The organism is Leclercia sp. LSNIH3 (assembly GCF_002935105.1).
GTDB classification, from domain to species: domain Bacteria; phylum Pseudomonadota; class Gammaproteobacteria; order Enterobacterales; family Enterobacteriaceae; genus Enterobacter; species Enterobacter adecarboxylatus.
Genome location: NZ_CP026387.1, coordinates 4,226,284 through 4,252,383 on the forward strand (window position 1 = coordinate 4,226,284; position 26,100 = coordinate 4,252,383).

General features: G+C 55.3%; 27 protein-coding genes. 16 read left to right on the forward strand and 11 right to left on the reverse strand.

Features of this window, described 5'->3' with window-relative positions:
* Positions 1 to 554 precede the first annotated feature (554 nt).
* The 4 genes from C3F35_RS20455 (at position 555) to C3F35_RS20470 (ending at position 4,169) form a co-directional block, all read left to right on the forward strand.
* The gene (locus C3F35_RS20455) at positions 555 to 1,697 is read left to right on the forward strand and encodes a transglutaminase-like domain-containing protein (RefSeq protein WP_103792092.1); all 1,143 of its coding nucleotides are present in this window, start codon (positions 555 to 557) and stop codon (positions 1,695 to 1,697) included.
* A complete protein-coding gene (locus tag C3F35_RS20460) occupies positions 1,675 to 2,031 on the forward strand; it encodes a mercuric transporter MerT family protein (RefSeq protein WP_032612050.1) in 357 nt (118 codons plus the stop codon). The genes C3F35_RS20455 and C3F35_RS20460 overlap by 23 nt, the downstream gene beginning before the upstream one ends.
* On the forward strand, positions 2,028 to 2,309 hold the full coding sequence (locus tag C3F35_RS20465; RefSeq protein WP_059307619.1) for a heavy-metal-associated domain-containing protein: 282 nt from the start codon (positions 2,028 to 2,030) through the stop codon (positions 2,307 to 2,309). Before C3F35_RS20460 ends, C3F35_RS20465 begins: the two co-directional genes overlap by 4 nt.
* 285 nt (positions 2,310 to 2,594) lie before the next feature.
* Entirely contained in the window at positions 2,595 to 4,169 is a 1,575-nt protein-coding gene (locus C3F35_RS20470; protein ID WP_103792091.1) for a phosphoethanolamine transferase, read from the forward strand.
* 38 nt (positions 4,170 to 4,207) lie between these two features.
* Here the strand turns inward: C3F35_RS20470 and C3F35_RS20475 are convergent, their stop codons facing one another.
* The 5 genes from C3F35_RS20475 to C3F35_RS20495 form a co-directional block, all read right to left on the reverse strand.
* Positions 4,208 to 4,924: an ABC transporter ATP-binding protein gene (locus tag C3F35_RS20475; RefSeq protein ID WP_103792090.1), complete on the reverse strand. Its 717-nt coding sequence runs from the start codon at positions 4,922 to 4,924 to the stop codon at positions 4,208 to 4,210.
* On the reverse strand, positions 4,921 to 5,796 hold the full coding sequence (locus tag C3F35_RS20480; protein ID WP_103792089.1) for an ABC transporter ATP-binding protein: 876 nt from the start codon (positions 5,794 to 5,796) through the stop codon (positions 4,921 to 4,923). The genes C3F35_RS20475 and C3F35_RS20480 overlap by 4 nt, the downstream gene beginning before the upstream one ends.
* Positions 5,793 to 7,094: a high-affinity branched-chain amino acid ABC transporter permease LivM gene (gene livM, locus C3F35_RS20485; protein ID WP_072250872.1), complete on the reverse strand. Its 1,302-nt coding sequence runs from the start codon at positions 7,092 to 7,094 to the stop codon at positions 5,793 to 5,795. The genes C3F35_RS20480 and livM overlap by 4 nt, the downstream gene beginning before the upstream one ends.
* Positions 7,095 to 7,103: 9 nt before the next feature.
* Positions 7,104 to 8,018, reverse strand: coding sequence for an ABC transporter permease subunit (locus C3F35_RS20490; RefSeq protein ID WP_059309089.1), 915 nt, complete (start codon positions 8,016 to 8,018; stop codon positions 7,104 to 7,106).
* Positions 8,019 to 8,112: 94 nt separating this feature from the next.
* Complete coding sequence (locus tag C3F35_RS20495; RefSeq protein ID WP_032612038.1) at positions 8,113 to 9,234, reverse strand: branched-chain amino acid ABC transporter substrate-binding protein; 1,122 nt, start codon at positions 9,232 to 9,234, stop codon at positions 8,113 to 8,115.
* Positions 9,235 to 9,653: 419 nt separating this feature from the next.
* Between C3F35_RS20495 and C3F35_RS20500 the strand changes: the two genes are divergently transcribed.
* The gene (locus tag C3F35_RS20500) at positions 9,654 to 10,322 is read left to right on the forward strand and encodes a YecA/YgfB family protein (RefSeq protein ID WP_032612036.1); all 669 of its coding nucleotides are present in this window, start codon (positions 9,654 to 9,656) and stop codon (positions 10,320 to 10,322) included.
* Between the two features lie 79 nt (positions 10,323 to 10,401).
* Here C3F35_RS20500 and tyrP read toward each other — a convergent pair whose 3' ends face one another.
* Positions 10,402 to 11,613, reverse strand: a complete 1,212-nt coding sequence (gene tyrP, locus C3F35_RS20505; protein WP_103792088.1) for a tyrosine transporter TyrP — start codon at positions 11,611 to 11,613, stop codon at positions 10,402 to 10,404.
* A gap of 249 nt (positions 11,614 to 11,862) precedes the next feature.
* On the opposite strand from tyrP, the gene C3F35_RS20510 reads away from it, so the two are divergent.
* Positions 11,863 to 12,204 carry a hypothetical protein gene (locus tag C3F35_RS20510; RefSeq protein WP_032612032.1) on the forward strand — a complete coding sequence of 114 codons (342 nt, stop codon included), beginning with the start codon at positions 11,863 to 11,865 and terminating at the stop codon, positions 12,202 to 12,204.
* A gap of 67 nt (positions 12,205 to 12,271) precedes the next feature.
* Positions 12,272 to 12,511 carry a YecH family metal-binding protein gene (locus C3F35_RS20515; protein ID WP_032612030.1) on the forward strand — a complete coding sequence of 80 codons (240 nt, stop codon included), beginning with the start codon at positions 12,272 to 12,274 and terminating at the stop codon, positions 12,509 to 12,511.
* Positions 12,512 to 12,545: 34 nt separating this feature from the next.
* Here the strand turns inward: C3F35_RS20515 and ftnA are convergent, their stop codons facing one another.
* Entirely contained in the window at positions 12,546 to 13,043 is a 498-nt protein-coding gene (gene ftnA / locus C3F35_RS20520; RefSeq protein WP_032612027.1) for a non-heme ferritin, read from the reverse strand.
* A 207-nt stretch (positions 13,044 to 13,250) separates the two neighbouring features.
* The gene (gene yecR / locus C3F35_RS20525; protein WP_103792087.1) at positions 13,251 to 13,586 is read right to left on the reverse strand and encodes a YecR family lipoprotein; all 336 of its coding nucleotides are present in this window, start codon (positions 13,584 to 13,586) and stop codon (positions 13,251 to 13,253) included.
* A gap of 294 nt (positions 13,587 to 13,880) precedes the next feature.
* On the opposite strand from yecR, the gene C3F35_RS20530 reads away from it, so the two are divergent.
* On the forward strand, positions 13,881 to 14,519 hold the full coding sequence (locus C3F35_RS20530) for an RpiB/LacA/LacB family sugar-phosphate isomerase (protein WP_032612023.1): 639 nt from the start codon (positions 13,881 to 13,883) through the stop codon (positions 14,517 to 14,519).
* Between the two features lie 40 nt (positions 14,520 to 14,559).
* On the opposite strand, the gene C3F35_RS20535 is transcribed toward C3F35_RS20530, so the two are convergent.
* On the reverse strand, positions 14,560 to 15,981 hold the full coding sequence (locus tag C3F35_RS20535) for an MFS transporter (protein ID WP_103792086.1): 1,422 nt from the start codon (positions 15,979 to 15,981) through the stop codon (positions 14,560 to 14,562).
* A 212-nt stretch (positions 15,982 to 16,193) separates the two neighbouring features.
* Here C3F35_RS20535 and azuC point away from each other — a divergent pair, with 212 nt between their 5' ends.
* Together azuC and C3F35_RS20545 are read left to right on the forward strand one after the other, a co-directional pair.
* Positions 16,194 to 16,277, forward strand: a complete 84-nt coding sequence (azuC, locus tag C3F35_RS20540) for a stress response protein AzuC (protein ID WP_098946254.1) — start codon at positions 16,194 to 16,196, stop codon at positions 16,275 to 16,277.
* Positions 16,278 to 16,372: 95 nt separating this feature from the next.
* Positions 16,373 to 16,624, forward strand: coding sequence for a DUF2766 family protein (locus C3F35_RS20545; RefSeq protein WP_032612018.1), 252 nt, complete (start codon positions 16,373 to 16,375; stop codon positions 16,622 to 16,624).
* Positions 16,625 to 16,704: 80 nt separating this feature from the next.
* Here the strand turns inward: C3F35_RS20545 and C3F35_RS20550 are convergent, their stop codons facing one another.
* Both C3F35_RS20550 and C3F35_RS20555 read right to left on the reverse strand, forming a co-directional pair.
* Positions 16,705 to 18,048 carry an anaerobic C4-dicarboxylate transporter gene (locus C3F35_RS20550; RefSeq protein ID WP_077227034.1) on the reverse strand — a complete coding sequence of 448 codons (1,344 nt, stop codon included), beginning with the start codon at positions 18,046 to 18,048 and terminating at the stop codon, positions 16,705 to 16,707.
* Between the two features lie 170 nt (positions 18,049 to 18,218).
* Positions 18,219 to 18,722, reverse strand: coding sequence for a non-heme ferritin-like protein (locus tag C3F35_RS20555; protein WP_103792224.1), 504 nt, complete (start codon positions 18,720 to 18,722; stop codon positions 18,219 to 18,221).
* A 545-nt stretch (positions 18,723 to 19,267) separates the two neighbouring features.
* Here C3F35_RS20555 and C3F35_RS20560 point away from each other — a divergent pair.
* From C3F35_RS20560 to otsA, 6 genes are all read left to right on the forward strand, one after another.
* On the forward strand, positions 19,268 to 19,825 hold the full coding sequence (locus C3F35_RS20560; RefSeq protein ID WP_032612014.1) for a DJ-1 family glyoxalase III: 558 nt from the start codon (positions 19,268 to 19,270) through the stop codon (positions 19,823 to 19,825).
* Positions 19,826 to 20,139: 314 nt separating this feature from the next.
* The gene (gene araF, locus C3F35_RS20570; protein WP_032612011.1) at positions 20,140 to 21,129 is read left to right on the forward strand and encodes an arabinose ABC transporter substrate-binding protein AraF; all 990 of its coding nucleotides are present in this window, start codon (positions 20,140 to 20,142) and stop codon (positions 21,127 to 21,129) included.
* Positions 21,130 to 21,198: 69 nt separating this feature from the next.
* Entirely contained in the window at positions 21,199 to 22,713 is a 1,515-nt protein-coding gene (araG, locus tag C3F35_RS20575) for an L-arabinose ABC transporter ATP-binding protein AraG (protein ID WP_103792085.1), read from the forward strand.
* Between the two features lie 14 nt (positions 22,714 to 22,727).
* Positions 22,728 to 23,708: an L-arabinose ABC transporter permease AraH gene (araH, locus tag C3F35_RS20580; RefSeq protein ID WP_032612007.1), complete on the forward strand. Its 981-nt coding sequence runs from the start codon at positions 22,728 to 22,730 to the stop codon at positions 23,706 to 23,708.
* Positions 23,709 to 23,882: 174 nt separating this feature from the next.
* Positions 23,883 to 24,689, forward strand: coding sequence for a trehalose-phosphatase (otsB, locus tag C3F35_RS20585; RefSeq protein WP_032612005.1), 807 nt, complete (start codon positions 23,883 to 23,885; stop codon positions 24,687 to 24,689).
* Entirely contained in the window at positions 24,664 to 26,088 is a 1,425-nt protein-coding gene (gene otsA / locus C3F35_RS20590; RefSeq protein WP_077227035.1) for an alpha,alpha-trehalose-phosphate synthase, read from the forward strand. The genes otsB and otsA overlap by 26 nt, the downstream gene beginning before the upstream one ends.
* Positions 26,089 to 26,100: the final 12 nt, after the last annotated feature.

Consider the following 26,100-nt stretch of genomic DNA (forward strand, 5'->3'; position numbering starts at 1 on the left):
GGTGGATGTGTTGTTTTGAGATAGCGGTAAACATTTTTAATATTAGGTGAGAATAATCATTCCCTCATGCCAGAAAACCCTGAGCGTGCAAGGGGAGTATATATTTTTTTATATTCTTTCCTTAATGAGTAAACAGTAGGGTTTTCATATTTATAATGTTATGGAACTACCGGCTCTTGGCATGGACTATTATGCCAATACTCTATTTTGAGATTGTTATCACAATTATACGGCGGTGAATAAAATAAACGGCATCCACGACCCTGCTCCCTTGAGAGAGAGGGCTGGGGTGCGGGCAGGTTGCACACGCTTTAGCCAACCCTGACAGCCCAGCCCTGCAAATGTTGCGGTTATTCTGGATTTTTTGCCCTCATGCCTGTACAACCCTGCCAGAATGCCGCCTAATAACGGCGCTAACTCTTTCATTCACAGTTAACAGGTCTGTTATTGATGAATAAACGCCATCTATCCGCGTCAGTCCCTGTCTGCTGTGACACTCTTCTGTGGTGTCGGCCCTTGCCGTCGCCCAACTCATTTTCAAGGGACAGATAGTCATGCAGCGTCGCCAATTTCTTAAAACCAGCGTTCTTCTTTCTGCCGCAGGTATCGTCGGCCCGGCCGTCGCCAGCCAGACGGTACAAAACAGCGCTCCGCTCGCCGCACCGGTGATGCGCCGTCGTTTTGTCCTGTCGCAAACCTATAAACTGGCGCCGCCGCAAGGCTCCAGCGGCGTGGTCAAGCTCTGGATCCCGTTACCGGAAGATACGGCTTTTCAGCAGATGACGGGCCTGTCGTTCAGCGGTAACTACCAGCAGGCGTACATCACCACCAACAACGCCTACGGGGCAAAAACGCTGTTCGCGACCTGGCCGAAATCCGACGGCGATCTGCTGCTGCAGCTCGATCTGGAGATCGAAACGGCAGACTGGGAGCCGCTGAAACATGATGATCTGAAAAACTGGCAGGCACCGGAGCAGATTGTCTATCCTCTGGCCGTCAAACCGTACCTGCTGCCGACAACGCACACCCCGGTTGATGGCCTGGTGCGCGAAACGGCGCAAAAAATCACTGCGGGTGAAACCGATCCGCTGAAGAAAGCGCGCCTGATCTACGAGTGGGTGAGCAGCCATATGGAGCGCGATAACGACGTGATCGGCTGTGGCACCGGCGATGTGGCGACCATTCTGCAAAGCGGCAAGCTCAGCGGCAAATGCACCGATATCAGCTCGGTGTTTGTCGCCCTGGCGCGAGCCAGCGGCATCCCGGCACGGGAACTGTTCGGTATTCGTCTGGGCCGCGCCAACAAACTGGAGCATTACTCCGCCAGCGCCTTCGGCAAGGCCGACAGCGCAGGTGTGTCTGACGTCAGCGGCGGGCAACACTGCCGGGCAGAGTTCTATCTGGCGGGCTACGGCTGGCTGCCGTGCGATCCGGCCGACGTCACCAAAATGCGTCTGGCAGAGAAAAAAGCTCATCAGGATCCCGATGTACAGGCGGTGAATACCTACCTGTTTGGCAACTGGGAGATGAACTGGGTGGGCTTCAACTACGGGCGCGATTTTGAGCTATACCCGGCGACGGAGCAGGGGGCGGTGAATAATTTTGGCTACCCGTATGCCGAAGTGGACGGCGACCCGCTCAATTTTTACGATCCAAAGGTGTTCACTTACCACTATGTCTCAACAGAACAACGCTAAAGGGGCGGGGCTGACCCTGCTGACGGCGGCCGCAGCGGCCGTCACCGCCGGGCTGTGCTGCGTCGGGCCGCTGCTCTATCTGCTGTTTGGTATCTCGGCTGCCGGTTTTGCCGGGCTGAGCCAGCTTGAATTCCTGCGGGTGCCGATGATCCTGCTCTCGTCAGGGCTGATGCTGCGGGTGTTCTGGCGGCTCTATTTTTCAACGCGCCCGTGGTGTACCGGGCGGATGACGCTGGGGCACATGCGTTTGCTGTTCTGGCTCTCACTGCCGGTACTGTTGCTGGTGCTGTTCTACCCCACGGTGGTGGCCTGGTATTTTGAGGTGATGGAATGAAACGACTGCTGATAACCGCGAGCCTGTTACTGCCGCTATGCGCGCAGGCCGCGAATGAAAAAGTGGTGCTGGATGTACAGGGCATGACCTGCTCGCTGTGCGTGATTTCGGTTAACCAGGCTCTGCGTGAAACGGAAGGGGTGGTTAAAGCAAAAGCGTCGTTAAAGACACGACAAACCGACGTTATTGTCCCGGAAGGTTTCCCGACCGAGACGTTATTACAGGCGGTGGCTAAAACGGGCTATTCGGCAACAGTGAACCGTATCGAAAAACCGTAAAAATAATAATAAAGCATGATGGCTTAATTATTATTTCTGGCGTCGCGTCTCTCTCACCGTGTGGGAAAGACGCGCTACCACAAAATTATTAATAAATTATTATGATATTGCTTCAGTTTAATCAATATTACATGACAAAACGTTGATTTTCCCGCCTGCGCGCCCTATCTTTTGATAAGTTCCACCCTGTAACGTTCTCTTTTTATCCCTGTATCGCCTTTCCCGGCGGTTTGTTGATCCCTGGTGTCCGCATTTTGCTGCGGCTTATTGTGGATTATGATAAATATGAATATAACCGCGAGTAAATATACCCTCTGGATCCGCGATATTACCCTTAATCCATGGGTGGCATTTTATTTCCTTCAGTCGGTGCTGATTAATTACTCGTTTGGATATTCATTTAGCCTGCTCTATTCGGTGGCATTCAGCTGCGTATTGTATGTCCTCTGGCGCTTTGCCCCCCGGGTGCAAAAAGGGTTTATTTTTCTCTGCAGCCTGCTGGCGGCCATCTACTTCCCCTTTCAGCAGGCCTATGGCGCACCGAATTTCAATACCCTGCTGGCGCTACACTCCACCAACTTCAAGGAATCTGTCGAGATCCTGACGATATTCCCGTGGCACAGCTATCTGGTTTCTCTGGTCATTCTGGCGTTAGGCGGGGTGGCGCTGAGACGCAAAATTGGGCCAAAACAGCCCTGGCGCCGTCTCGACATACTCTGTCTGGCCTTCAGCGTGGCCTGTTTCTTTATGACTCCGGTGAAAAACCTGGTTCACTGGAACAGCTTCACGCTGCTGGACGTGGGCTATCCGGTGTTCCGCTTCGTGAAGGACGTGGTGATCAATAACCAGGAGGTGGTCCAGGAGAAGGCCCACATGCTGGAGTTGGCTAAAATGAAGGACAGCTGGACCGTGCTGGGGGTGAAGCCCCGCTATCACAACTACGTGGTGGTGATCGGTGAAAGCGCGCGGCGGGACGCCTTAGGGGCCTTTGGCGGGCAGTGGAACAATACGCCTTTCGCCAGCGCCGTTAATGGCACGCTGTTTACAGATTTTGTCTCCTCCAGCGCGTCCACCCAAACCTCGCTGGGCCTCTCCCTTAGCCGGGTGAGCGGGGATCGCCCGGAATATCAGAATAACTTCGTTACCCTGGCGAAGCGCGCCGGGTTCCACACCTGGTGGTTCTCCAATCAGGGGCAAATTGGTGAAAACGATACCGCCATCGCCAGCGTTGCGAAGCGCGCCGATGACGTCCAGTTTTTGCGTAAAGGGTATTACGAAGATGAAAATAACCCGCGGGATGAAGCCCTGCTGCAGATGACGGAGCAGGTCTTGTCGGCCCCGCGTACCGAACCGCGGCTGATCGTCCTGCATCTGATGGGGTCACACCCGCAGGCCTGTGAGCGCACCCAGGGGAAATACGTCGAGTTTGTGCAATCGAAAGAGACCTCCTGCTACATCTACAGCATGACCCAGACCGATAGCCTGTTAAAACAGCTCTATCAGCAGCTCAGGAACACCGGCGACAGCTTTTCGATGGTCTATTTTTCTGACCATGGCCTGACCTATAAAGCCCGTCTGACCGGGGGACAATATATGGCCCATGGCGATGCCTTCCAGCAAAACTATCAGGTGCCCTTTATGATCATGTCGAGCGACGACAAAGCGCATCGCCTGATCAAAGCCCGACGGTCTGCCAATGATTTCCTCGATTTCTTCTCCGTCTGGACCGGGATCAAGACCAAAGAGCTTAACCCAACATACCCCTTTGTCTCGGAACAGGCGGCGGCTGCCCCCTGGGTGATGAACTTTAAGCTCGAAAAGGTGAATTACGCCCAGCTTCCTGACGATCTTCACCCGTAACGCCAGTCAGGGTCTCCTGACTGGCGGGAAGCGCCCGGCTACACGCCCCCCAGATAGGCTTTTCTGACCTCCTGATTGCCAAGCAGCTCCTCGCCGCTGCCGCTCAGGCGGATCTGACCATTGACCATCACATACCCGCGATCGGAAAGCTTCAGCGCATGGTGCGCGTTCTGCTCCACGAGGAAAATCGTCATCCCGTTGCGCGCCAGCTCGCGCAGGGTCTGGAAGATCTGCTTCACCACAATGGGCGCTAATCCCAGGCTCGGCTCATCCAGCAGCAACAGTTTGGGCCGACTCATCAAGGCCCGGGCGATGGCCAACATCTGTTGCTCGCCGCCGGACATGGTCATCGCCCGCTGTTTGCGCCGCTCTTTCAGGCGGGGAAAGAGGTCAAACATGCTGTGCAGATCCTCTGCGGCATACTGGTTGCCGATGGGGATCGTGCCCATAAGCAGGTTCTCTTCCACGGTCATATCAGGAAAGATACGCCGTCCTTCCGGGGCCTGGGCAATGCCGCCCGAGGCGACGTAGTGGGTCGATTTATGGCTAATGTCTTCGCCGCAAAACAGGATTTGGCCGTTGCGCACCCGCGGCTGGCCGAAAATCGACATCAGCAGGGTCGATTTCCCCGCCCCGTTAGCGCCGATCAGCGCCACGGTTTCACCGGGGTTCACCTGCAATGACACCTGCTTCAGCGCCTGGATCACGCCGTAATAGACATCCACCTGACGAAACTCCAGCATTGCCTCACTCATACAGTGACCTCGCTCTCATCGGTGCCCAGATAGGCGGCAATGACTTTTTCATCGTGCTGGATCTCCGCCGGTTTACCCTGGGCAATCACATCCCCGTGGTCGAGCACGATGATGTGATCCGATATCTCCATCACCATCCCCATATCGTGTTCGATCAGCAGGACGGTAATGTCGTGATGGTCGCGCAGGAAACGGATGATGTTACTCAGCGTGTGGGTTTCTACCGGGTTAAGCCCGGCGGCCGGTTCGTCAAGACAGATCATCTCCGGCCCGGTACACATGGCCCGGGCGATTTCGAGCCGACGCTGCTGGCCGTAAGACATCTCACCCGCCAGGCGGTTGGCGCAATCCACCAGATCCACCACCTCCAGCCAGTAAAAGGCCCGGTCGAGCGCATCGCTTTCTGCCCGCCGGTAAGCAGGGGTGTTAAGCACGCCCGCCAGCAGGTTGCGGTTCACCCGCATGTGCTGTGCTACGAGTAAATTCTCCACCACCGACATCTCACGAAACAGGCGAATGTTCTGGAAGGTGCGGGCCAGCCCGGCGCGGTTGACCAGATGGGTGCCACCAAACATCTTGTAGAACAAACGCTGGCCAAACTGCGCCGGGTTGATCCAGTCCCCCGGCTGGAATTTCTGCCCGAGGATCTGGATGACGTTGGTGGTTTTACTCCGGGTGTTGAACAGAATATTGCCCCCGGAGGCTTTATAAAATCCGGTCAGGCAGTTGAATACCGTGGTTTTTCCCGCGCCGTTCGGCCCGATAAGGGCGGTGATAGAGCCGCGCTGCACCTCGAGATTAACGTCGTTTAACGCCCTGATGCCGCCAAAATGCATCATCAGATGTTCAACGCTTAAGATGGTCCCGTTCATGGCGCCACTCCTTTGCGTACCGCAAAGCCGCTGCGGTTGATGCGGATCAGCCCGCGCGGTCGCCAGATCATCATCACCACCATTAAGACGCCAAACAGCAGTACCCGGTACTCTGCGAAGGTGCGCAGCAGTTCGGGTGTGACAGTGAGCACAAAGGCCGCCAGCACTACCCCGAGGGTAGACCCCATCCCGCCTAACACCACAATGGCGAGGATCAGGGCCGACTCAAAGAAGGTAAAGGAGGTGGGGTTAACAAACCCCTGATAGGTGGCGAAGAACACCCCGGCAATCCCCGCGGTCGAGGCCCCGAGGGTAAAGGCCGACAGCTTGACCAGCACATGGTTGAGGCCCATGGAGCGACAGGCGATTTCGTCCTCGCGCAGCGCCTCCCAGGCGCGGCCAATTGGCATCCGCGTCAGACGGTGCTTGATGTACAGCACCAGCAGCACCACCAGCAGCAGAACGACATAGATGAAGATGAACTTCAGATTCGGGTTAAAGGTCAGGTTGAAGAACTCGTGGAACGGCACGCCGCCCTCTTTGGCTCGCCGCCCAAATTCCAGCCCGAAAAACGTCGGCGGCGGGGCGGAGATACCGTTCGGCCCGCCGGTAAAGGTCAGCCAGTTGTTCAGCACCAGGCGAATGATCTCCCCGAAGCCGAGGGTCACAATCGCCAGATAGTCACCGTGCATGCGCAGCACCGGGAAGCCAAGCACCGCCCCGGCCGCGGCGGCCATCAGCGCCGCCAGCGGCAGCATGGTCCAGAAGCCAAGCCCCAGATATTGATACCCCAGCGCCAGGCCGTAGGCACCGATGGCGTAAAAGGCGACATAGCCGAGGTCCAGCAGCCCCGCAAGCCCGACCACAATGTTCAGCCCGAGGCCGAGCAGGACGTAGATCAGGCCGAGGATCGCCACCGTCAGCACGTACTTGGTGGCGACGAACGGAAAACAGATTGCCAGGGTGATAATCAGCGGCAGGATCCAGCGCATCCGACTTTTGTATTCCGGCGGACGGACGTAAACCCCCGCGTTATCGTTGTCGAAGCGGGCCATCACGCGGCGGCCCGGGGCGGTAGATAAAAAGGCGCTCAGTAAAAAACGCCCCGTCATCACCGTGGCGATGATCCACGCCAGCCGACGCCCTTCGAAGTTAAAGCTGTAGCCATCCAGGACCACGCCTGCCACCGGACCAAAAATGATCAACGCCACCATGCCTGCAAAAATGGCGTCGAGAAGGCAGCGTTTAAGCGAAAAACCGTCCTGGGAAACGGTGTGTGAAACGATTTGTGCAGTCATCTTTTTTCCTCACACCTTGGCCACGACAGGGCGGCCAAGCAGTCCCTGCGGACGGAAAATCAGGATCACCACCAGCAAGCCAAAGGAGAACACATCTTTGTAGTCGGAGTTCACCATGCCGGAGAATTGCGCCTCGGCGATACCGAGGATCAGGCCGCCCAGCATCGCGCCGGGCAGGGAGCCGATCCCCCCGAGGACGGCGGCGGTGAAGGCTTTAATCCCGATGATAAACCCGGCGTAAAAATCGAAAGTGCCGTAGTTCATGGTGATCAGCACCCCTGCCAGCCCGGCCATCGCCGCGCCAATCACGAACACCAGGGAGATGATCCGGTCGGTATTAATCCCCAGAATCGACGCCATTTTGCGATCCTGCTGCACGGCGCGGCACATCCGTCCAAGTCGGGTATTGCTGATGATCCAGGTGAGCAACAGCATCCCGGTGAACGAGGCGATCAGGATAAAGACTTTGGTGTAGGTGATCTGAACAAAGCCTTCACCAATATGGAATCGCAGCACGCCGTCGAGCATGGTAGGCACGCCCTGCTGGCGCGGCCCCTGACTGATTTGGGCGTAATTTTGCAGGATCAGCGACATGCCGATGGCTGAGATCAGCGGTGCCAGGCGCGTGGAGTTACGCAGCGGTTTATAGGCGATGCGCTCGATGGTCCAGCCGTACACCCCCGTCACCACGATGGTGAAGACCAGCGTGCCGAGGATCAGCAGCGGAAAAGATTCCAGCCCGAAGAAGGAGAGGAGCGCCAGGCCGATAGCGCAGAGATAGGCGGAGATCATATACACTTCGCCGTGGGCGAAGTTAATCATGCCGATAATGCCGTAAACCATGGTATAGCCGATGGCTATCAATCCGTAGACCGACCCCAGCGTTAAGCCATTTATTAACTGCTGCAGAAAGAAAGTTTCCATCATCGCGCGCTCGTGTTTTAGGCCGCTGGCGCGGCCCGCTGGTTTTAGTGCGTCGGTATGTCGCCATACCGACGTTGAGCGTGATTCCGTCCCGTTACTGCACTTCCTTATATTTACCCTTGTCGTCCCACTCATACACCACGTAGTCAGAGACTTTCAGGTCGCCTTTATTGTCCCAGGATTTTTTGCCCATAACGGTATCCACCGCATTGGCTTTCAGCCATTCGCTGGCCTTAGCCGGATCGGCACCGCCCGCGCCTTTAAATGCCGCAGCAATGGCCTGAATGGAGGCGTAGGCGTAGAGGGTGTAGCCTTCCGGCTCAAATTTACTGGCGCGGAATTTGTCGATGACCGCTTTGCCTTCCGGGATCAGGCGAGGGTCTTTACCGAAGGTCATATAGATGCCGTTGGTGTATTGCGCACCCCCGGCGGCAGTGACCATCTCTTCGTTGACGATGCAGTCCCCGGAGAAGAATTTCGCCTGCACGCCCTGCTCACGCATCTGGCGCACCAGCGGGCCGGCTTCGGGGTGACAGCCGCCGAAGAAGACCACGTCCGGCTTCTGGGCACCGATTTTGGTCACGAGCGCGTTAAAGTCTTTCTCCCCACGCGACAGGCCTTCGTACATCACATCCTTCACGCCGCGTTTCGCCAGGGCGGCTTTGGTGGCATCGGCCAGCCCTTGGCCGTAGGTGTCTTTATCGTGAATGATCACCACCCGTTTGGCTTTCAGCTTATCAATAATGAAATCGCTGGCGACCTGACCCTGCTGGTCATCGCGACCGCACATGCGGAACATATCGCTCATGCCGCGCTCGGTGATCTGCGGGTTGGTGGAGCCGGGGGTGATCGCCAGTACGCCCGCGTCGTTATAGACTTCGGAGGCCGGCATGGTAGAGGAGGAGCAGAAGTGGCCGACCACGGCTTTGACCTTATCCTGGTCAACCAGACGGTTCGCGACCGAGACGGCCTGTTTCGGTTCACAGGCGTCATCGCCCTGCACCAGTTTGATCTTCTCGCCATTAATGCCGCCCGCGGCGTTAATGTCTTCCGCGGCCTGCGTCGCGCCGTGCCAGTATTGATCCCCGTAGGTTGCGTTCGGCCCGGTGAAGGGGCCCGCCACGCCAATCACGATATCAGCCTGGGCGGAAAACGCCGTCACCAGACACCCTGCCAGCACAAGAGAGAGAGGACTTCTGATCAATTTCAGCGACATTATTATGTACCTTTTCTGAGTGGTTTTTTGCACGAACCCTGTGTAGTCGAACGCCGGAGGCGTACCCAATCCAAAACGTATTACACAAAACGGACGACATACCGCAGAAACAGGCGAGATTGCCTGAGGATGATGATCCTCAGTACAACAGTAAGCAAAATGGTTGCCAGAACGGCAGCGTATTGCCTGTGTTTCGACAATTTTCAGTATAGAGCGCCGTTTTAAGCCACCCGGCACCATGCAATGAAATTACAGCGGGGATCACATCTCATTAACAACAAAGCACATAAGTTGTGCAGCGGTCACGATTTGGACAGATTTGCACCAATAAAGCGCCGGGGATAAGCAGGGGAAGGGCACCGTTTAGCGGGGTTTCTGTGTTACCCTGCACGCAATTCTATTCTGCAGGAGATTTACCCATGACCGAAGGCCCGTTAAACGAAACCGAAATGGAATGGCTGGAAGAGACCTTAATGACCTACGGTCATGACGGCGAGTCCATTATGGACGTCTCCGAACTCGACGGAATGATGACCGCGGTGCTGTCCGGCCCGGTGGTGGTGGAGCCGGATCGCTGGCTGGTGGCGGTCTGGGGCGGCGAGAAAAACATTCCGCGCTGGAAGAACGATCGCGAGATGAACCGCTTTATCGATCTCTGCTTCAAGCATCTGAACGATATCGCCGAGCGCCTGAGCGATTACCCGGATCAGTTTGAACCGATGTTCGGCATGAACGACGTCGACGGTGAAACCTATACCGTGGTGGAAGAGTGGTGCTTCGGCTATATGCGCGGCGTGGCCTTGACCGACTGGTCATCCCTGCCGGAATCGCTGCGTGCCGATCTGGATCTTATTGCCCTGCACGGTTCTGAAGAGAACTTTGAGCGCCTGGATACCTTCAGCGAAGAGGAGTTCCAGCAGAGCATTGAGAATATTCGTCCGGCGGCATTGCGCCTCTATAACTACTGGATTGCCAACCCGCAAGCGACTGTCACCCAGCAGCCGGTGATCAACGGTACCAAAGTCGGTCGTAACGATCCGTGCCCGTGCGGCAGCGGTAAAAAATTCAAGAACTGCTGTCTGCATTAATCATACCTGGCGGCGCTGCGCTTGCACGGACCTGCGATAGGCCGGGTAAGCACAGCGCCACCCGGCATTACTGCGTTTATTATCCCACTTCCGGCAGCAGCCCCGCCGCAATCCCGAACTGCACCAGAATTATCGCTACCCCGCAGGCGAAGACCAGGCACAGCGCCGGTTTGCCGCCAGGTACCCGGTAGTCGCCGGTGGCATGGTGCTTACGGCTCTGCCAGACCAGCAGCGACGGCAGCAGCAGCGCCAGCACCGCCAGCGCCACACCCGCATACCCTAGCGCCATCACAAACCCGCGCGGATAGAACAGAGCGAAAGCCAGCGGCGGCAGGAAGGTGATCGCCCCGGTCTGTAAACGCCCGCTAACAGTGCGGCTGCGCTGGAACAGGTCGGCAAGGTAATCAAACAGGCCCAGCGCCACGCCAAGGAACGACGTCGCCAGAGCAAGATCCGCAAACAGATGCACCGCCAGCTCCACATGCGGCGAGGCAACCACTTCCCGCAGGGCCTGCAACAGTCCGTTCAGACCGGTATGGCTGGCCAGCATCCCCATAAAGGTGGACGAGTTGATGCTGCCCAGGGTCACCATCTGCCAGAAGATGTACGCCACCAGCGGGATGGCGCTGCCGGTGATGAAGATCCAGCGCAGCTTGCGCACGTTGCCATTCATATAGCTGACAATACTCGGCACGCTACCGTGGAAGCCAAACGAGGTAAAAATGACCGGAATAGCCGACAGCGCCAGCCCTTTCTCCAGCGGCAGGGTCAGTAAGTTGACCTTATGAATGTGCGGCGCCAGCAGCACCAGCATCACCACCAGGAAGAGGATTTTTGCCGAGAACAGGAAACGGTTGAACAGATCCACCAGTGAGGTGCCCACGCATATCACGCCCCCGCCGATCAGGGTAAAGAAGATCACCCCGGTGGTCGGTGAAATATCCGCGTTAAACCAGTCGTTAATGCTGGAGGCGATAAGCTCGCCCGCGCCGCTGATATAGGCCGCAGTCAGGGCATACATCAGGAACATCATGCTGAATCCGGTAATCCACTGGCCGAAGCGGCCCAGATAGCGCCCGGCCAAAGTTCCCAGCCCGGTATCGGCGGGAACGTGCTGATACACTTCAAGCAGCAGCAGGGCGGTGTAACACATCAGCGCCCAGAGCACGCCTAACAATACCAGCGTCACGCCAAACCCGACGCCCGCTGCGGCCAGCGGCATCGCCAGCATTCCTGCGCCAATCGTCGTTCCGGCGACGATAAAAATACTTCCCAGCGTTCTGTTCTTCACGTTTTCCTCTACGGCCTTGCACTATCGCGACAAAATCTGCCGCGCAGCGTAAGGGAAAAATGCAGCGTCGTCAAACCGGCGTTACAACAGCTGTAAATCCATCTTTACGGAAATCAGAAGCAGCGATGGCCTGGTCGTATGCCCATGAAAGTGGGGGTATTCGCCTACTACATAAGGGCAATGTTTTCGTTCGATAATCAGGCGTAACGTAAACGTTTCTTATAAATAATCAAAAAAAGTGAGTTGGCGATGACCGGCGAAAACCCCTTTTGTGCAACATGGAGTCGCTCAGGCAATTTATTGTGTCATGGACACTGGATCATCACCTGGCAGGGGCAGGCCGTAACCTTGCCGGAGGCGCGGCAGGAAAAGGATATGGGGACCTGGGCGATTTACTCGATTATTGATCCCGAGGATGAAACCTTTGCCCAGGGCTTACCGGAAGACGACTGGATTATCGACAACGTCGACTGGCTGACCGATCTCTTTTTCGATCACGCTATCCCGCTGGAAACCGACAGCTATCGCCAGTTTTATCAGGCAGTCAATAAACAGGACTGGCGCTGCACCAGCTGTGCGGGCTGCATGTAAACCTGCGCCAGCGCAAGGCGGGCAGGGGAGCAAAGGGGTAGGCTGCGCCTTTTATTCTGGAGGCTTTATGACATCCATTCACGGGCACGACGTGCTGACGATGATGATTGATTCCGGTGAAGAGTACACCGAAGAGAGTCTGGTGGCGGCCATCACCGCGCGGTTTGGTGAGGCGGCGCGTTTTCACACCTGTTCGGCGTCGGACATGACGGCGGCAGAGCTGGTGGCATTTCTGGCCGCACGCGGGAAATTTATTCCGTCAGCGGCAGGGTTTTCAACGCACGAAAGTAAAATTTGTCGCCATTAACAATAACGCGGCGCCAGAAGGCGCCGCTATGATATTAATTTTGTGCATCGAGCGTAGACAGCTCTTTATCAATAAAGTACAACCCTTCACCTGATTTCCCGGCCAGCGACAATTTATCGAGAACAGATTTAAACAGCTTCTCTTCTTCGTGCTGTTCTGCCACATACCATTGCAGGAAATTAAAGGTGCCGTAATCCTGGCTGGTCATGGCCGCATGAACCAGTTCGTTAATTTTCTGGGTGATCAGCTGCTCGTGCTCGTAGGTGGCGCGGAACAATTCGTCCAGCGATGCGTACTCTGCAAAGGGCGATGCCACCGGGGTAATGCGCGGCAGGCTGCCGGTATCGGTAAGATAATCAAAGAGACGCTGCATGTGGGTCATCTCTTCCTGCGCGTGACGGCGCATAAATGCCGCTGCGCCTTCAAAACTGTGATAGCTACACCAGGCGCTCATCTGTTGATAGAGCAGGGAGGAATAAAGTTCCAGATTCATTTGCTCATTGAGCTTGTCGATCATTTCGGTTTTAAGCATGGTGTAGCTCCGTTTTATTATTCACTGGCCAACGAGAGCGACACTATAATTTGTTATTTATATATTTGCAAAAAGTAAAATTATTATTTAATTAATCACAATACGAATGGGAATAAAACGCATTGCGGGTAATTCAACATTATTAATGAGAATTATTCTGTTTCGTGTTTAAACATATTATTGCCAGCGGGATCGCTGGCAACGGAATTAATAATAGGTGGTAACGATGGGCCGGGGGGCATAGCCATGACACTGATATTGAATGGTCATGGTTTCATTAAGGCACAGCGAGCCGCTGCTGAGGCTACAGGTTTTGACTGGCTGGCCGTAAGCCATGGCCGTGCTGTATCCCATCGCCTGGCATTCACGGGTCGCCGTGCCGCTGGTGACGTAATCGTCATAGCGGGCGTTCTGCAACATGGCCTGATCGTAATTGAGCATGACGACGCCTGAGGTGACATCGACGCTGCTGACCTCTGCTTGCCGGGTAACGCTACAGCCCGCCAGCAACAGGAGCAGGCCGCCAGTGCATAATCTCTTCATAGAACACTCTGAATGCGTTGAAATAATCTATACTACCGCCAGACGTGTGCCGCAATGCCAGGATTAAACGCCTGTTCTGCCCCTTCTCTTTGCCACGACCCCCGGCTCTTTCAATTCTATGCCATCCGCCCATCGGTCGGTGGTTAAAACGCTTCTGAGCACAAAATTGTGAGCGCATCTTTGTTTTTTGAAACTATTTTTCACTTAATTTGAAAGTGTGTTTGCTTAGTAGTAAGGTTGGACAGGTAAGCTATTCACAGCGGGGTGCCCCGCATCGCATTCAGGAGACGAAGAATGAAAATTGCATTGATGATGGAAAACAGCCAGGCGCCAAAAAACGCCATCATCCTCAAGGAATTGAACGCCGTTGCTGAAGAGAAAGGTTTCCCGGTCTACAACGTTGGGATGAGCGACGAAAACGATCACCACCTGACCTACATCCATCTGGGGATCATGGCGAGCATTCTGCTGAACTCGAAAGCGGTTGATTTCGTTGTGACCGGTTGCGGCACAGGCCAGGGCGCGCTGATGTCCCTGAACATCCACCCGGGCGTGGTGTGTGGCTACTGCATCGATCCAGCGGATGCCTTCCTGTTCGCCCAGATCAACAACGGTAACGCGCTGTCCCTGCCATTCGCCAAAGGCTTCGGCTGGGGCGCAGAGCTGAACGTTCGCTTCATCTTTGAAAAAGCCTTCACTGGCCGTAACGGCGAAGGTTATCCGCCAGAGCGTAAAGAGCCTCAGGTTCGCAACGCCGGTATTCTGAATCAAGTGAAAGCCGCGGTTGTTAAAGAGAACTATCTCGATACCCTGCGCGCTATCGATCCAGAGCTGGTCAAAACGGCAGTAACCGGCCAGCGTTTCCAGCAGTGCTTCTTCGAGAACTGCCAGGATAAAGAGATCGAAGCCTTTGTCCGCGGTATTATTGGCTAAGTTGCCAACGCCAGGAAAAGCCAGCTTACGCTGGCTTTTTTTATGCCCGTTTGCTGGATACCGCACTGCCGGCATCTTTCACCAGCCGCAGGGTATCGAACATCCCCAGCAGACAGACCAGCGCAATCGCCACAAAGGCCAGCCGGAAACTGATCCCCGGTAGCGCTTCCAGCCCCAGCATCTCGCTGCACAGTTCGCCAATACGGATCCCGATAGCACCAAGGGTGATCCCCAGCCCCACTGCCAGCTGGGTGGCAGTAGAGAATAGAGTGTTGGCATAGCTCATCTGCGGGGAAGGGACGTCGGCAAAGGCGAGGGTGCTGATGGCGGTAAACTGTATGGAACGAAACACGCCGCCCAGATAGAGCACCAGCATAATGACCCACACCGGGGTCTGCGGCGTCAGGAACGCACAGGCCAGCAGAGCCAGCACGTTCAGCGCGCCGTTGATCAGCAGCAGTTTTTTAAACCCCAGCCCACGCAGCAGAGGGGTGGTCGCCGGTTTAATGGTCAGGTTGCCAACAAACACCGCCAGCACCAGCAAACCGGAGTGGAACGCATCCATGCCGAATCCCACCTGGAACAGCAGCGGCAGCAAAAAAGGGACGGCGCTGATTGAGGCGCGAAACAGCGAGCCGCCGTACATGGTCACGCGAAAGGTGGGCACCTGGAGGGCATCGAGGCGGATCATCGGCCACCGGGCGCGCCTGAAATGCCGCAGCGCATAGATCAATGTGACCACGCCCGTCGCCACCAGAGCAAGGGTCAGCGTGGTATTCACCTGCTGCGCCCCCATCATCTCCATGGCACAAACCAGGCTGACCATTGCCACCGAGGTGGCGATAAAGCCCGGGGTATCGAACGGACGGCGGGTCTCTTCACTGATATCGGGGATAATGCGCAGCGCCAGCACGATGGCAATCAGCCCCAGCGGCACGTTAATAAAGAAGATCCAGCGCCAGTTGGCATAGCTGGTGATAAACCCGCCCAGCGGCGGGCCGATAATGGGAGCCACCAGCGCGGGCCAGGTCAAAGTGGCGATGGCAGTGATCAGCAGATGCTTCGGGGTGGTGCGTAGCACCGCCAGTCGGCCAACCGGCACCATCAGCGCGCCCCCCATTCCCTGCAACACGCGCATGGCGACGAACTGATCGACGCTGGTGGCGAGGCCGCACAGCACCGAGGCGAGGGTGAATATCGCCAGCGCCAGGGTAAAGACTTTGCGCGCGCCAAACCGGTCGGCGATCCAGCCGCTGGCCGGGATCAACACCGCCAGGGTGATGAGATATGCGCTAATCCCGATATTGAGATCCACCGCCTGCACGCCAAAGCTTTTCGCCATATCGGGCAGCGCGGTGGCGATCACCGTGCCATCGAGAAACTCCATAAAGAACGCGCCCGCGACTAACAGCGCAGCGGGGGAGATCCCGCTGGCCGCTTTACCGGAGATGTTTTCGGTCATTTTTCCTCTGCCACTTCAAAATTTTTTTAAAAATTTACAGGAACAAGCACGCTGCTAATTGCCTGATTTGATTTTATTTTTAACAGGAACGTTGTTTTATTTTAAATAAACTGCCGTGATGAATATCACAAAATCATTGATTTTTGTGATGGCGGTCATATTATAGGCACATCAACGATAACACCTGCATAACAAAGAGCCGGAGTAAAACAATGAAATTGCGCAAAATCCTGAAAAGCATGTTCGAATCCTACTGCAAGACCTTCAAGGACGTACCGCCAGGCGCGATGTTCTGATAAAAAAACCTGCTTCGGCAGGTTTTTTTATGCCTGCAGGCCGCATCAGGGCGGGCGTTTTGCTACTATGGCGGCCTTTCAAACAGGAGAAGCCTATGTCTCAAAACCTGAGTGCCGACCAGGAACTGATCTCTGACGTTGTTGCGTGTCAGCTGGTTATCAAACAAATCCTTGATGTGATTGAAATCCTCGCCCCGGCTGAGGTGCGCGAGAAGATGTCAAGCCAGCTCAAAAATATCGATTTCGCCAGCAATCCCGCGTCAGCCGACCCTGTCACGCTACGCGCCATCCAGAAAGCCATTGCGCTGATTGAACTGAAGTTCACGCCGCAGGGCGAGTCTCACTAAAATAAACCGACGTTTTGAATTTAGAAATGGTTTTGTGAGAATAATGTGAACGGGCGACCCAGGGTCGCCCGGAATGCAGGTTACATGAAGGTTTGCACCAGCAAATAGCTCACCGCACAGGCACAGCTTACTCCGATAAGACCGGGCATAATAAAGCTGTGGTTGATGATAAACCTGCCAATGCGCGTGGTGCCCGAGCGGTCAAAGCCAATGCAGGCGAGGTCGCTGGGGTAGGTCGGCAGAACAAAATAGCCATACGACGCCGGGAAGAAGGCAATCAGCATCTTCGGATCAACCCCCAGCATTAACCCCATCGGCGCGACCGCCGTCAACGCTGCCGCCTGGCTATTAACCAGTTTCGAGACCAGGAACAGCACGATAGCGTAGGTCCAGGGATGGCTTTTCACCACGCCCTCGAGGGCCATCTTCAGTTCATCCAGATGCGCCTGGAAAAAGGTATCGCTCATCCATGCCACGCCAAACACCGAGAAAATCGCCACCATCCCGGCCTTAAACACCGCGCCGTTTGAAATCGCGGCGGCATTCACTTTGCACACCATTAACATCACGGCCCCGGCGATCAGCATCATCATCTGGATCACCAGGTTCATCGACAGCGCCGTCAGCTTGCCTTTCACCTCAAAGGCCGGACGCAGCTCGGGCAGGGCACCCAGCAGTACCACCACGGCAATCCCGGCGAAGAAGATCCAGGTTGACCAGTAGGCCTGCTTCGGGAAACGCTGATTCATTAAGGTGTCGGTGCTGCCATAAATGAATTTCCGCTGTTCAGGATCTTTTAGCCTGGCCTGAAACGCCTCATCGTCGGCCAGATCCTTGCCGCGGCGTAAACTCCAGAGGGCGGCAATGGCTACGCCCGCCAGCGAGGCCGGGACTGAAATCGCGAGGATCTGCAAAATGCCAAACGCCTGACCGACGCCGTGTTGCGCAGCAAGAATTGACACCAGAGAGACGACGGCAACCGACACCGGAGAGGCGGTGATGGCCATCTGCGAAGCAATGGAGGCCACTGCCATCGGGCGCTCGGGGCGGATGCCTTTTTTCAGCGCAATATCGGCAATGATGGGGAACATGGTATAGACCACATGGCCTGTGCCGCACAGAAAGGTCAGCATCCAGGTGGTGAAAGGGGCGAGCAGGGTGATATGTTGCGGATGTCGCCGCAGCAGCCGTTCGGCAAGCTGCATCATCACGTTCAGTCCCCCGGCGCTCTGGAGCGTGGCGGCGCAGCCAATGACGGCAAGGATCGTCAGCATGACGTCCACCGGGGGTTTACCGGGCTGGAGCCCAAAGACAAAAGTGAGAATAAACAGGCCGATGCCGCTGATCAGGCCCAGTCCCATCCCCCCGAACCGGGTGCCGATTAACAGGCACACAATAATGACAATAAATTCAACGGTAATCATGCGTATCCCTCGTCTGTGAAAATGAAATTTTTGCAAATCATTACACGGAGTAGGGTTATTGGGTGGGAGCCAGATCGGATTTGTTAAAGATTAATAAAAGCAAGGAGTTGGTTACAAGCCTGTAACAACATTACCCGGCACAGGCCGGGTAAGTGACGTAAAGCAGAGGATCAGTGGTGCTGAGAGTGAACGATGTTGAGCAGGTGACGATCGGTCTGTTCCAGACCCAAACCGGTGCGATGCGCCTGGCGAATTTCATCCAGAACGGTTTTCAGTAATACCCCATCGTGCTGCTGTTCTTTTTCAATATCGTGCAGGAAGTTGAGCGTGGAGATGTCCTGCATTTTACGCGCTTCATCCGTTAATTGATTCAGCGTCAGGCAGCGTTGTTCATACTCCTCAAGCGAGCGCTGGAAAACCGCTTCCAGGCAGTTACAGTCTTCATCAGTCATCTCCACCGGCTTAAGTACCGGCATGGCGCCAGACGCTTTCAGAAAATCGAAAACGCGCATCATCTGGGTGACGTTGCTCTGTGCCTGGGTGCGCAGAAAGGTCGCGGAACCGGTTAGCTGATGTTCTGAGCACCACTCGCTGAGGTGCAAAGAGAGATTTGACGCCTGGAACTCAAGGTTCATTTGCGTGTTGAGCTTGTTAATCATGTCCGAGATAGCCATATCCATTCCCTTTTCTTCGTTTATGCAACCTAAAAAATAATCATCATTAACGATAGTTCACTACAGAATAAAAGCATTCTGTTTTCCCTGTTTGTGAGCCCATATTCATTGCAGGCATCGGGTAAAAATAATAATAACAGCGAACTGTTTATAAGAAAATCCTTATGAATATATTCTTACTAAAGCTTACTCACCACGAGAAAGTAAAAGAAATGAAGCATCTGGCGTGACCGAAGCGAAGGTAAGCAATAGCTAACCCTATGTTATACATGTTTTTGTATAAAATTAAAGCGTTTTGATGAAGGGGAGTATTTCATGTTTTTTAGCGTTGCGATGATATATGCGCATAGCAAGATAATGGATAATTATTCCTGCCAGATGGAATAAAGATAATTCTTATAATTAATCAATTTTTACACCCGACGAAACTTGCGCCGGATCATTTTTGCCCAAAATAGTGCGATTTGTGATCCCGCAGGGAGTTTGCCGTCCTCCACTCTGTGAAAATGAAACATTGTTTTATCTTTTATCTCATGGAGTTCTTTATGGCAAACGTGGCGGTGCTGTTGGCACCCGGATTTGAAGAGGCAGAAGCGATCATCACTATCGATATCCTGCGCCGTCTCAATATTCATGTCGAAACCCTGGCCTGCGCCGATTCGCGTGCGGTGGTGAGCTACCACAATATCCCGATGGTCGCAGACCATACCCTGAGCGACAAAATCGAGACGTACTACGACGCCGTGGTATTACCGGGCGGCCCGCAGGGCAGCGTCAACCTGGCGGCCAGCGCGGAAGTGCTGCGTTTTGTCGCCGCGCATGACGAAGCGGGCAAGATCATCGCGCCCATCTGTTCTGCCGCTGCGCGCGTGCTGGGCGGGAACGGCTTACTCAAAGGCCGTCGCTACGTCTGTTCGGGCGATCTTTGGCAGCCGATCCAGGATGGCGTGTATGTCGATGCCCCGGTGGTGGAAGATGGCAACCTCATCAGCGGCAAAGGTCTGGGCCATGCCTTCGACTTTGCGCTGACCCTCTCGGCGCGGCTGTTGGGCGATGACGCACCGGTTCGCGACCACGCCGAACACATCTACTATCCCTGGTAATATGGTCGGGCGCGCCTGCGCCCGGCTCACAAGGATATCTTAGCTGATCTTATGGACTAATCTGCTTTCCCTCTTTCTAATTGTCTGACAAATCCCGCTCTATTTATGTCATTTTTCGCTGAATGTATGTACGCAATTACTGTAATTCTGCGGTGTGATGGCGCTCTCTTATGGATGATTAATTTCCCGCTAAAACTATCTCAAGCAAATGCGCTTTAAACACGGTTGGCGCTAATGCCTTGTTTTAAGTCCGATTAAATAGAATTGAGATGTTGTTTCCCCTACAAATTAGAACGCTAAAGCTGGAGTTAACCATGCACAAATTTACTAAAGCGCTGGCGGCCATCGGTCTGGCTGCCGTTATGTCACAATCCGCTATGGCTGAGAACTTAAAGCTCGGTTTTCTGGTGAAACAGCCGGAAGAGCCGTGGTTCCAGACGGAGTGGAAATTCGCTGACAAAGCCGGGAAAGATTTGGGCTTCGAAGTGATCAAAATTGCCGTGCCGGACGGTGAAAAAACGCTTAACGCTATCGACAGCCTGGCGGCCAGCGGCGCGAAAGGGTTTGTTATCTGTACGCCCGATCCGAAGCTCGGCTCCGCCATCGTGGCGAAAGCGCGTGGTTATGACATGAAAGTCATCGCGGTGGACGATCAGTTCGTTAACGCCAAAGGCAAGCCAATGGATACCGTGCCGCTGGTGATGATGGCCGCGACCAAAATCGGTGAGCGCCAGGGTCAGGAGCTGTACAAAGAGATGCAAAAACGCGGCTGGGATGTGAAAGACACCGCCGTGATGGCCATTACTGCTGATGAGCTCGATACCGCGCGCCGTCGTACCTCCGGCTCGATGGATGCCCTGAAAGCGGCCGGCTTCCCGGAAAAACAGATCTACAAAGTGCCAACCAAATCTAACGACATCCCGGGTGCCTTCGATGCGGCCAACTCCATGCTGGTTCAGCACTCTGAAGTGAAACACTGGCTGGTGGTCGGGATGAACGACAACACCGTGCTCGGCGGCGTGCGCGCCACCGAAGGCCAGGGCTTTAAAGCGGCAGACGTGATCGGTATCGGCATCAACGGCGTGGACGCGGTGAGCGAACTCTCTAAAGCACAGGCGACCGGCTTCTACGGCTCCCTGCTGCCAAGCCCGGACGTACACGGCTACAAATCCAGCGAAATGCTCTACAACTGGGTGACCAAAGGCGAAGAGCCAGCGAAATTCACTGAAGTGACCGACGTGGTGCTGATCACCCGCGACAACTTCAAAGCTGAGCTGGAGAAAAAAGGACTGGGCGGTAAGTAATTTACTGTGATTGCGCCCCCCGGCAGTCGCGGGGGGCCAGACGTTCACTACTCGATCCTCGGAGACGTTATGCAACAGTCTGAACCGTATCTCTCATTTCGCGGCATCGGCAAAACCTTTCCCGGTGTCAACGCGCTGACCGACATCAGCTTTGACTGCTACCCGGGTCAGGTTCATGCCCTGATGGGGGAGAACGGCGCCGGAAAATCCACGCTGCTGAAGATCCTCAGCGGTAACTATGCCCCCACGACGGGCACCCTGGCGCTACAGGGCCGGGAAGTCGCGTTTGCCGACACCACCGCCGCGCTGAACGCGGGCGTCGCCATCATCTACCAGGAACTGCACCTGGTCCCGGAGATGACGGTGGCGGAAAACATCTATCTTGGGCAGCTTCCGCATAAGGGCGGGTTTGTGAACCGTTCGCTGCTCAACTATGAAGCCGGTCTGCAGCTGAAACATCTCGGGCTGGATATTGACCCGCAGACCCCGCTGAAATACCTCTCCATCGGCCAGTGGCAGATGGTAGAGATTGCCAAAGCGCTGGCGCGTAATGCCAAAGTCATTGCCTTTGATGAACCAACCAGCTCGCTGTCGGCGCGCGAAATCGAAAACCTGTTCCGGGTGATCCGCGAGCTGCGTAAAGAGGGGCGCATCATTCTGTATGTGTCACACCGTATGGAAGAGATCTTCGCCCTCAGCGATGCCATTACCGTATTTAAAGATGGCCGTTATGTTCGCACCTTCACCGATATGCAGCAGGTCAACCACGACCAGCTGGTGCAGGCGATGGTAGGCCGCGAGCTGGGCGATATCTACCACTGGGAACCGCGTCAGTATGGTGGCGAGCTGCTGCGTCTGGAAGAGGTGAAAGCCCCTGGCGTACGCACGCCTATCAGCCTTACCGTGCGCAGCGGTGAAATCGTCGGTCTGTTCGGGCTGGTGGGGGCAGGGCGCAGCGAGCTGATGAAAGGGCTGTTTGGCGGCACCCGCATTACCGGCGGCCAGGTGTTTATCGACGGGCAACCGGTCAATATTCAAAAACCGGCGCACGCCATTCGCGCGGGGATGATGCTCTGCCCGGAAGACCGTAAAGCCGAAGGGATCATCCCGGTGCACTCGGTGCGGGACAACATCAATATCTCGGCGCGGCGCAAGACCATCCGTGCGGGGTGTCTGATTAACGATACGTGGGAGGTCAACAATGCCGATCACCACATTCGTTCGCTCAACATCAAAACGCCGGGCGCTGAGCAGCTGATCATGAACCTCTCCGGCGGGAACCAGCAGAAGGCAATCCTGGGTCGCTGGCTGTCGGAAGAGATGAAGGTGATCCTGCTGGATGAACCGACCCGCGGTATCGACGTGGGGGCAAAGCACGAAATTTATAACGTGATTTACGCACTGGCAAAACGTGGCGTGGCGGTGCTCTTCGCCTCCAGCGATCTGCCGGAAGTGCTGGGTGTGGCCGACCGCATCGTGGTGATGCGTGAAGGAGCCATTGCCGGTGAATTGCTTCATGAACAGGCGAATGAACAACAGGCGTTAAGCCTCGCCATGCCTAAAGTCAGCCAGGCTGTCGCCTGAGCAAGGAGAATAAGATGTCCTCTGTCACTACAACCAGAGCGCCGAAAACGGCCTTCAGCTTTGGGCGGATCTGGGATCAATACGGCATGCTGGTGGTCTTCGCCGTGCTGTTCCTCGGCTGCGCCATCTTTGTACCTAACTTTGCCACCTTCATTAATATGAAGGGGCTGGGCCTGGCTATCTCGATGTCCGGGATGGTCGCCTGCGGGATGCTGTTCTGTCTGGCGTCCGGCGACTTCGACCTGTCGGTGGCCTCGGTCATCGCCTGTGCCGGGGTCACCACGGCGGTGGTCATTAATATGACCGAAAGCCTGTGGATTGGCGTGGCGGCCGGGTTGCTGCTCGGTGTGCTGAGCGGGCTGGTCAACGGCTTCGTGATTGCGCGGCTGAAAATCAACGCCCTGATCACCACCCTCGCCACCATGCAGATTGTACGCGGGCTGGCCTATATCATCTCTGACGGTAAAGCGGTAGGGATTGAAGACGAGCGCTTCTTCACCCTCGGCTATGCAAACTGGCTCGGTCTGCCAGCACCTATCTGGCTGACGGTGGGCTGTCTGATTATTTTTGGCTTCCTGCTGAACAGAACCACCTTTGGCCGTAACACGCTGGCGATTGGCGGTAATGAAGAGGCAGCGCGTCTGGCGGGTGTGCCGGTGGTACGCACCAAAATCATTATCTTCGTGCTCTCTGGCCTGGTGTCGGCGGCGGCGGGGATTATTCTGGCCTCGCGTATGACCAGCGGCCAGCCGATGACCTCCATCGGTTATGAGCTGATTGTTATCTCTGCCTGCGTTTTGGGTGGGGTATCGCTGAAAGGCGGCATCGGAAAAATCTCATATGTGGTGGCAGGTATCCTGATCCTGGGCACGGTTGAGAACGCGATGAACCTGCTGAACATCTCGCCGTTCTCGCAGTATGTGGTACGTGGCCTGATCCTGCTTGCAGCGGTGATCTTCGACCGTTACAAACAAAAAGCGAAGCGTACTGTTTAAGGTTTTTCCTGCCTTCCGCGACTTAACTTTTAAGTGTAGTCGCGACCTTCACCCCCTTTCCAGCCGCAGCGGGAAGGGGGATGTCAAATGGCGAGCGCCGTCACACTGTCTATACTTACATGGCTACTGAGATGTTAACAGTTTTTCATCTCGCCAACTGTAAGGAGGATCAGGGTGGCCGATACGTTAACTTCACCGCCATTACTTGCTGAAAACTATGCGTACTTTTTTGACCTCGACGGGACACTGGCAACCATCAAGCCGCATCCTGATGAGGTAGAAGTTCCCGCAGAGGTGTTACAGGCGCTGAAGAAGCTTGCAGATATGAATCAGGGAGCACTGGCATTGATTTCAGGGCGTTCAATGGCCGAGCTGGATCAGCTCGCCGAACCCTACCGTTTCCCGCTTGCCGGTGTACACGGAGCGGAGCGCCGCGACATCCATGGTCATTCGCAATCCGTTTCCCTTCCCCCGGATCTGGTCCAGACGCTGCATGCGCAGCTGACGACGGCGCTTTTATGGCTGCCTGGCACCGAACTTGAAGCCAAAGGTATGGCCTTTGCGATCCACTATCGCCGGGCGCCCGAGTATCAGCAGGAAGTCCTTAACCTGGCGGAGCAGATAGTGCGTGACAATCCGCAACTGTCACTGCAGCCGGGTAAATGTGTTGTTGAAATTAAGCCGAGGGGCATCCACAAGGGCGAAGCTATCTCTGCCTTTATGCATGAAGCGCCTTTCCTCGGCAGAACGCCGGTGTTCTTTGGCGATGACCTGACCGATGAGCATGGCTTTGAAGTGGTTAATCAGCTTAAAGGGGTATCAGTGAAAGTCGGCGCGGGTGAGACCAAAGCCAGCTGGCGGCTGGCAACGGTATCCGACGTCTGGCAATGGGTAATAAAAGCCGCTAATCATCAACAAGAAAAAGAAATAGCGCAAATTAACAGGAGAAAACCTTATGGGTCGCTTGATCGTAGTTTCTAACCGCATCGCTCCCCCGGACGACAAAAAAGCCAGCGCAGGTGGCCTGGCTGTAGGGGTGCTGGGGGCGTTAAAAAATACGGGTGGACTCTGGTTTGGCTGGAGTGGAGAGATTGGAAACGAGGATAAACCGCTAAAAAAGGTGACACGCGGGAACATCACCTGGGCCTCGTTTAATCTCAGTGAACAGGATTATGATGAGTATTACTGCCAGTTCTCCAATGCCGTACTCTGGCCAGCCTTCCACTATCGCCTCGACCTGGTGAAGTTTAAGCGTGAGGCCTGGGAAGGGTACTCGCGGGTCAACAGCCTGCTGGCCGACAAACTGCAGCCGTTAGTGCAGGAGGACGATGTCGTATGGATCCACGATTACCACCTGTTGCCGTTTGCCAGCGAGCTGCGCAAACGCGGCGTCAACAACCGCATCGGTTTCTTCCTGCATATCCCGTTCCCGACGCCTGAAATTTTCAACGCGCTGCCGCCAGGGGACGAGCTGCTCGAAGATCTCTGTGATTATGATCTGCTGGGCTTCCAGACCGAAAACGACCGTCTGGCCTTCCTTGAAAGCGTGGCCAGCAAAACGCGGCTGACGGCCCATGACGATGACTCTCACTCTGCATGGGGCAAGCGCTTCCGCACCGAGGTCTATCCGATTGGTATTGAGCCGGACGAGATTGCCGGGCAGGCATCCGGGCCGCTGCCGCCTAAGCTTGCGCAGCTTAAAGAAGAGCTGAAGAACGTAAAAAACATCTTTTCCGTAGAGCGTCTCGATTATTCAAAAGGGTTGCCGGAACGCTTCCTGGCGTACGAGACCCTGCTGGAAAAATATCCCGAGCACCACGGTAAGATCCGCTATACCCAGATCGCGCCAACCTCACGTGGTGAGGTGCAGGCCTATCAAGATATTCGTCACCAGCTGGAAACCGAAGCCGGGCGCATTAATGGCCGTTACGGTCAGTTAGGTTGGACGCCGCTGTTCTACCTCAACCAGCACTTTGAACGCAAAATCCTGATGAAAGTGTTCCGTTATGCGGATGTCGGGCTGGTCACGCCGCTGCGTGACGGCATGAACCTGGTGGCGAAAGAGTACGTTGCCGCACAGGATCCGGCTGACCCTGGCGTGCTGGTGCTGTCGCAGTTTGCCGGTGCCGCTAATGAGCTGACCTCAGCGCTGATCGTCAATCCATACGATAGGGATGACGTGGCTAACGCCTTGCACCGGGCGCTGAATATGCCGCTCACGGAGCGTATCTCACGCCATGCGGATATGATGAAAGTCATCCGCGAGAACGATATTGACCACTGGCAGGCGCGCTTTATTGAAGACCTGAACCATATCACGCCACGCAGTGTGGAGAGCAACCTGCAAAAAAAGGTCGCAACTTTCCCTAAACTTGCCTGAATATAATTTCAC

Coding starts and splice junctions, on each gene's coding strand:
- C3F35_RS20455 (WP_103792092.1), top strand. CDS start 555: ATGCAGCGTCGCCAATTTCTTAAAACCAGCGTTCTTCTTTCTGCCGCA.
- C3F35_RS20460 (WP_032612050.1), top strand. CDS start 1,675: ATGTCTCAACAGAACAACGCTAAAGGGGCGGGGCTGACCCTGCTGACG.
- C3F35_RS20465 (WP_059307619.1), top strand. CDS start 2,028: ATGAAACGACTGCTGATAACCGCGAGCCTGTTACTGCCGCTATGCGCG.
- C3F35_RS20470 (WP_103792091.1), top strand. CDS start 2,595: ATGAATATAACCGCGAGTAAATATACCCTCTGGATCCGCGATATTACC.
- C3F35_RS20475 (WP_103792090.1), bottom strand. CDS start 4,924: ATGAGTGAGGCAATGCTGGAGTTTCGTCAGGTGGATGTCTATTACGGC.
- C3F35_RS20480 (WP_103792089.1), bottom strand. CDS start 5,796: ATGAACGGGACCATCTTAAGCGTTGAACATCTGATGATGCATTTTGGC.
- livM (WP_072250872.1), bottom strand. CDS start 7,094: ATGACTGCACAAATCGTTTCACACACCGTTTCCCAGGACGGTTTTTCG.
- C3F35_RS20490 (WP_059309089.1), bottom strand. CDS start 8,018: ATGGAAACTTTCTTTCTGCAGCAGTTAATAAATGGCTTAACGCTGGGG.
- C3F35_RS20495 (WP_032612038.1), bottom strand. CDS start 9,234: ATGTCGCTGAAATTGATCAGAAGTCCTCTCTCTCTTGTGCTGGCAGGG.
- C3F35_RS20500 (WP_032612036.1), top strand. CDS start 9,654: ATGACCGAAGGCCCGTTAAACGAAACCGAAATGGAATGGCTGGAAGAG.
- C3F35_RS20510 (WP_032612032.1), top strand. CDS start 11,863: ATGACCGGCGAAAACCCCTTTTGTGCAACATGGAGTCGCTCAGGCAAT.
- C3F35_RS20515 (WP_032612030.1), top strand. CDS start 12,272: ATGACATCCATTCACGGGCACGACGTGCTGACGATGATGATTGATTCC.
- ftnA (WP_032612027.1), bottom strand. CDS start 13,043: ATGCTTAAAACCGAAATGATCGACAAGCTCAATGAGCAAATGAATCTG.
- yecR (WP_103792087.1), bottom strand. CDS start 13,586: ATGAAGAGATTATGCACTGGCGGCCTGCTCCTGTTGCTGGCGGGCTGT.
- C3F35_RS20530 (WP_032612023.1), top strand. CDS start 13,881: ATGAAAATTGCATTGATGATGGAAAACAGCCAGGCGCCAAAAAACGCC.
- C3F35_RS20535 (WP_103792086.1), bottom strand. CDS start 15,981: ATGACCGAAAACATCTCCGGTAAAGCGGCCAGCGGGATCTCCCCCGCT.
- azuC (WP_098946254.1), top strand. CDS start 16,194: ATGAAATTGCGCAAAATCCTGAAAAGCATGTTCGAATCCTACTGCAAG.
- C3F35_RS20545 (WP_032612018.1), top strand. CDS start 16,373: ATGTCTCAAAACCTGAGTGCCGACCAGGAACTGATCTCTGACGTTGTT.
- C3F35_RS20550 (WP_077227034.1), bottom strand. CDS start 18,048: ATGATTACCGTTGAATTTATTGTCATTATTGTGTGCCTGTTAATCGGC.
- C3F35_RS20555 (WP_103792224.1), bottom strand. CDS start 18,722: ATGGCTATCTCGGACATGATTAACAAGCTCAACACGCAAATGAACCTT.
- C3F35_RS20560 (WP_032612014.1), top strand. CDS start 19,268: ATGGCAAACGTGGCGGTGCTGTTGGCACCCGGATTTGAAGAGGCAGAA.
- araF (WP_032612011.1), top strand. CDS start 20,140: ATGCACAAATTTACTAAAGCGCTGGCGGCCATCGGTCTGGCTGCCGTT.
- araG (WP_103792085.1), top strand. CDS start 21,199: ATGCAACAGTCTGAACCGTATCTCTCATTTCGCGGCATCGGCAAAACC.
- araH (WP_032612007.1), top strand. CDS start 22,728: ATGTCCTCTGTCACTACAACCAGAGCGCCGAAAACGGCCTTCAGCTTT.
- otsA (WP_077227035.1), top strand. CDS start 24,664: ATGGGTCGCTTGATCGTAGTTTCTAACCGCATCGCTCCCCCGGACGAC.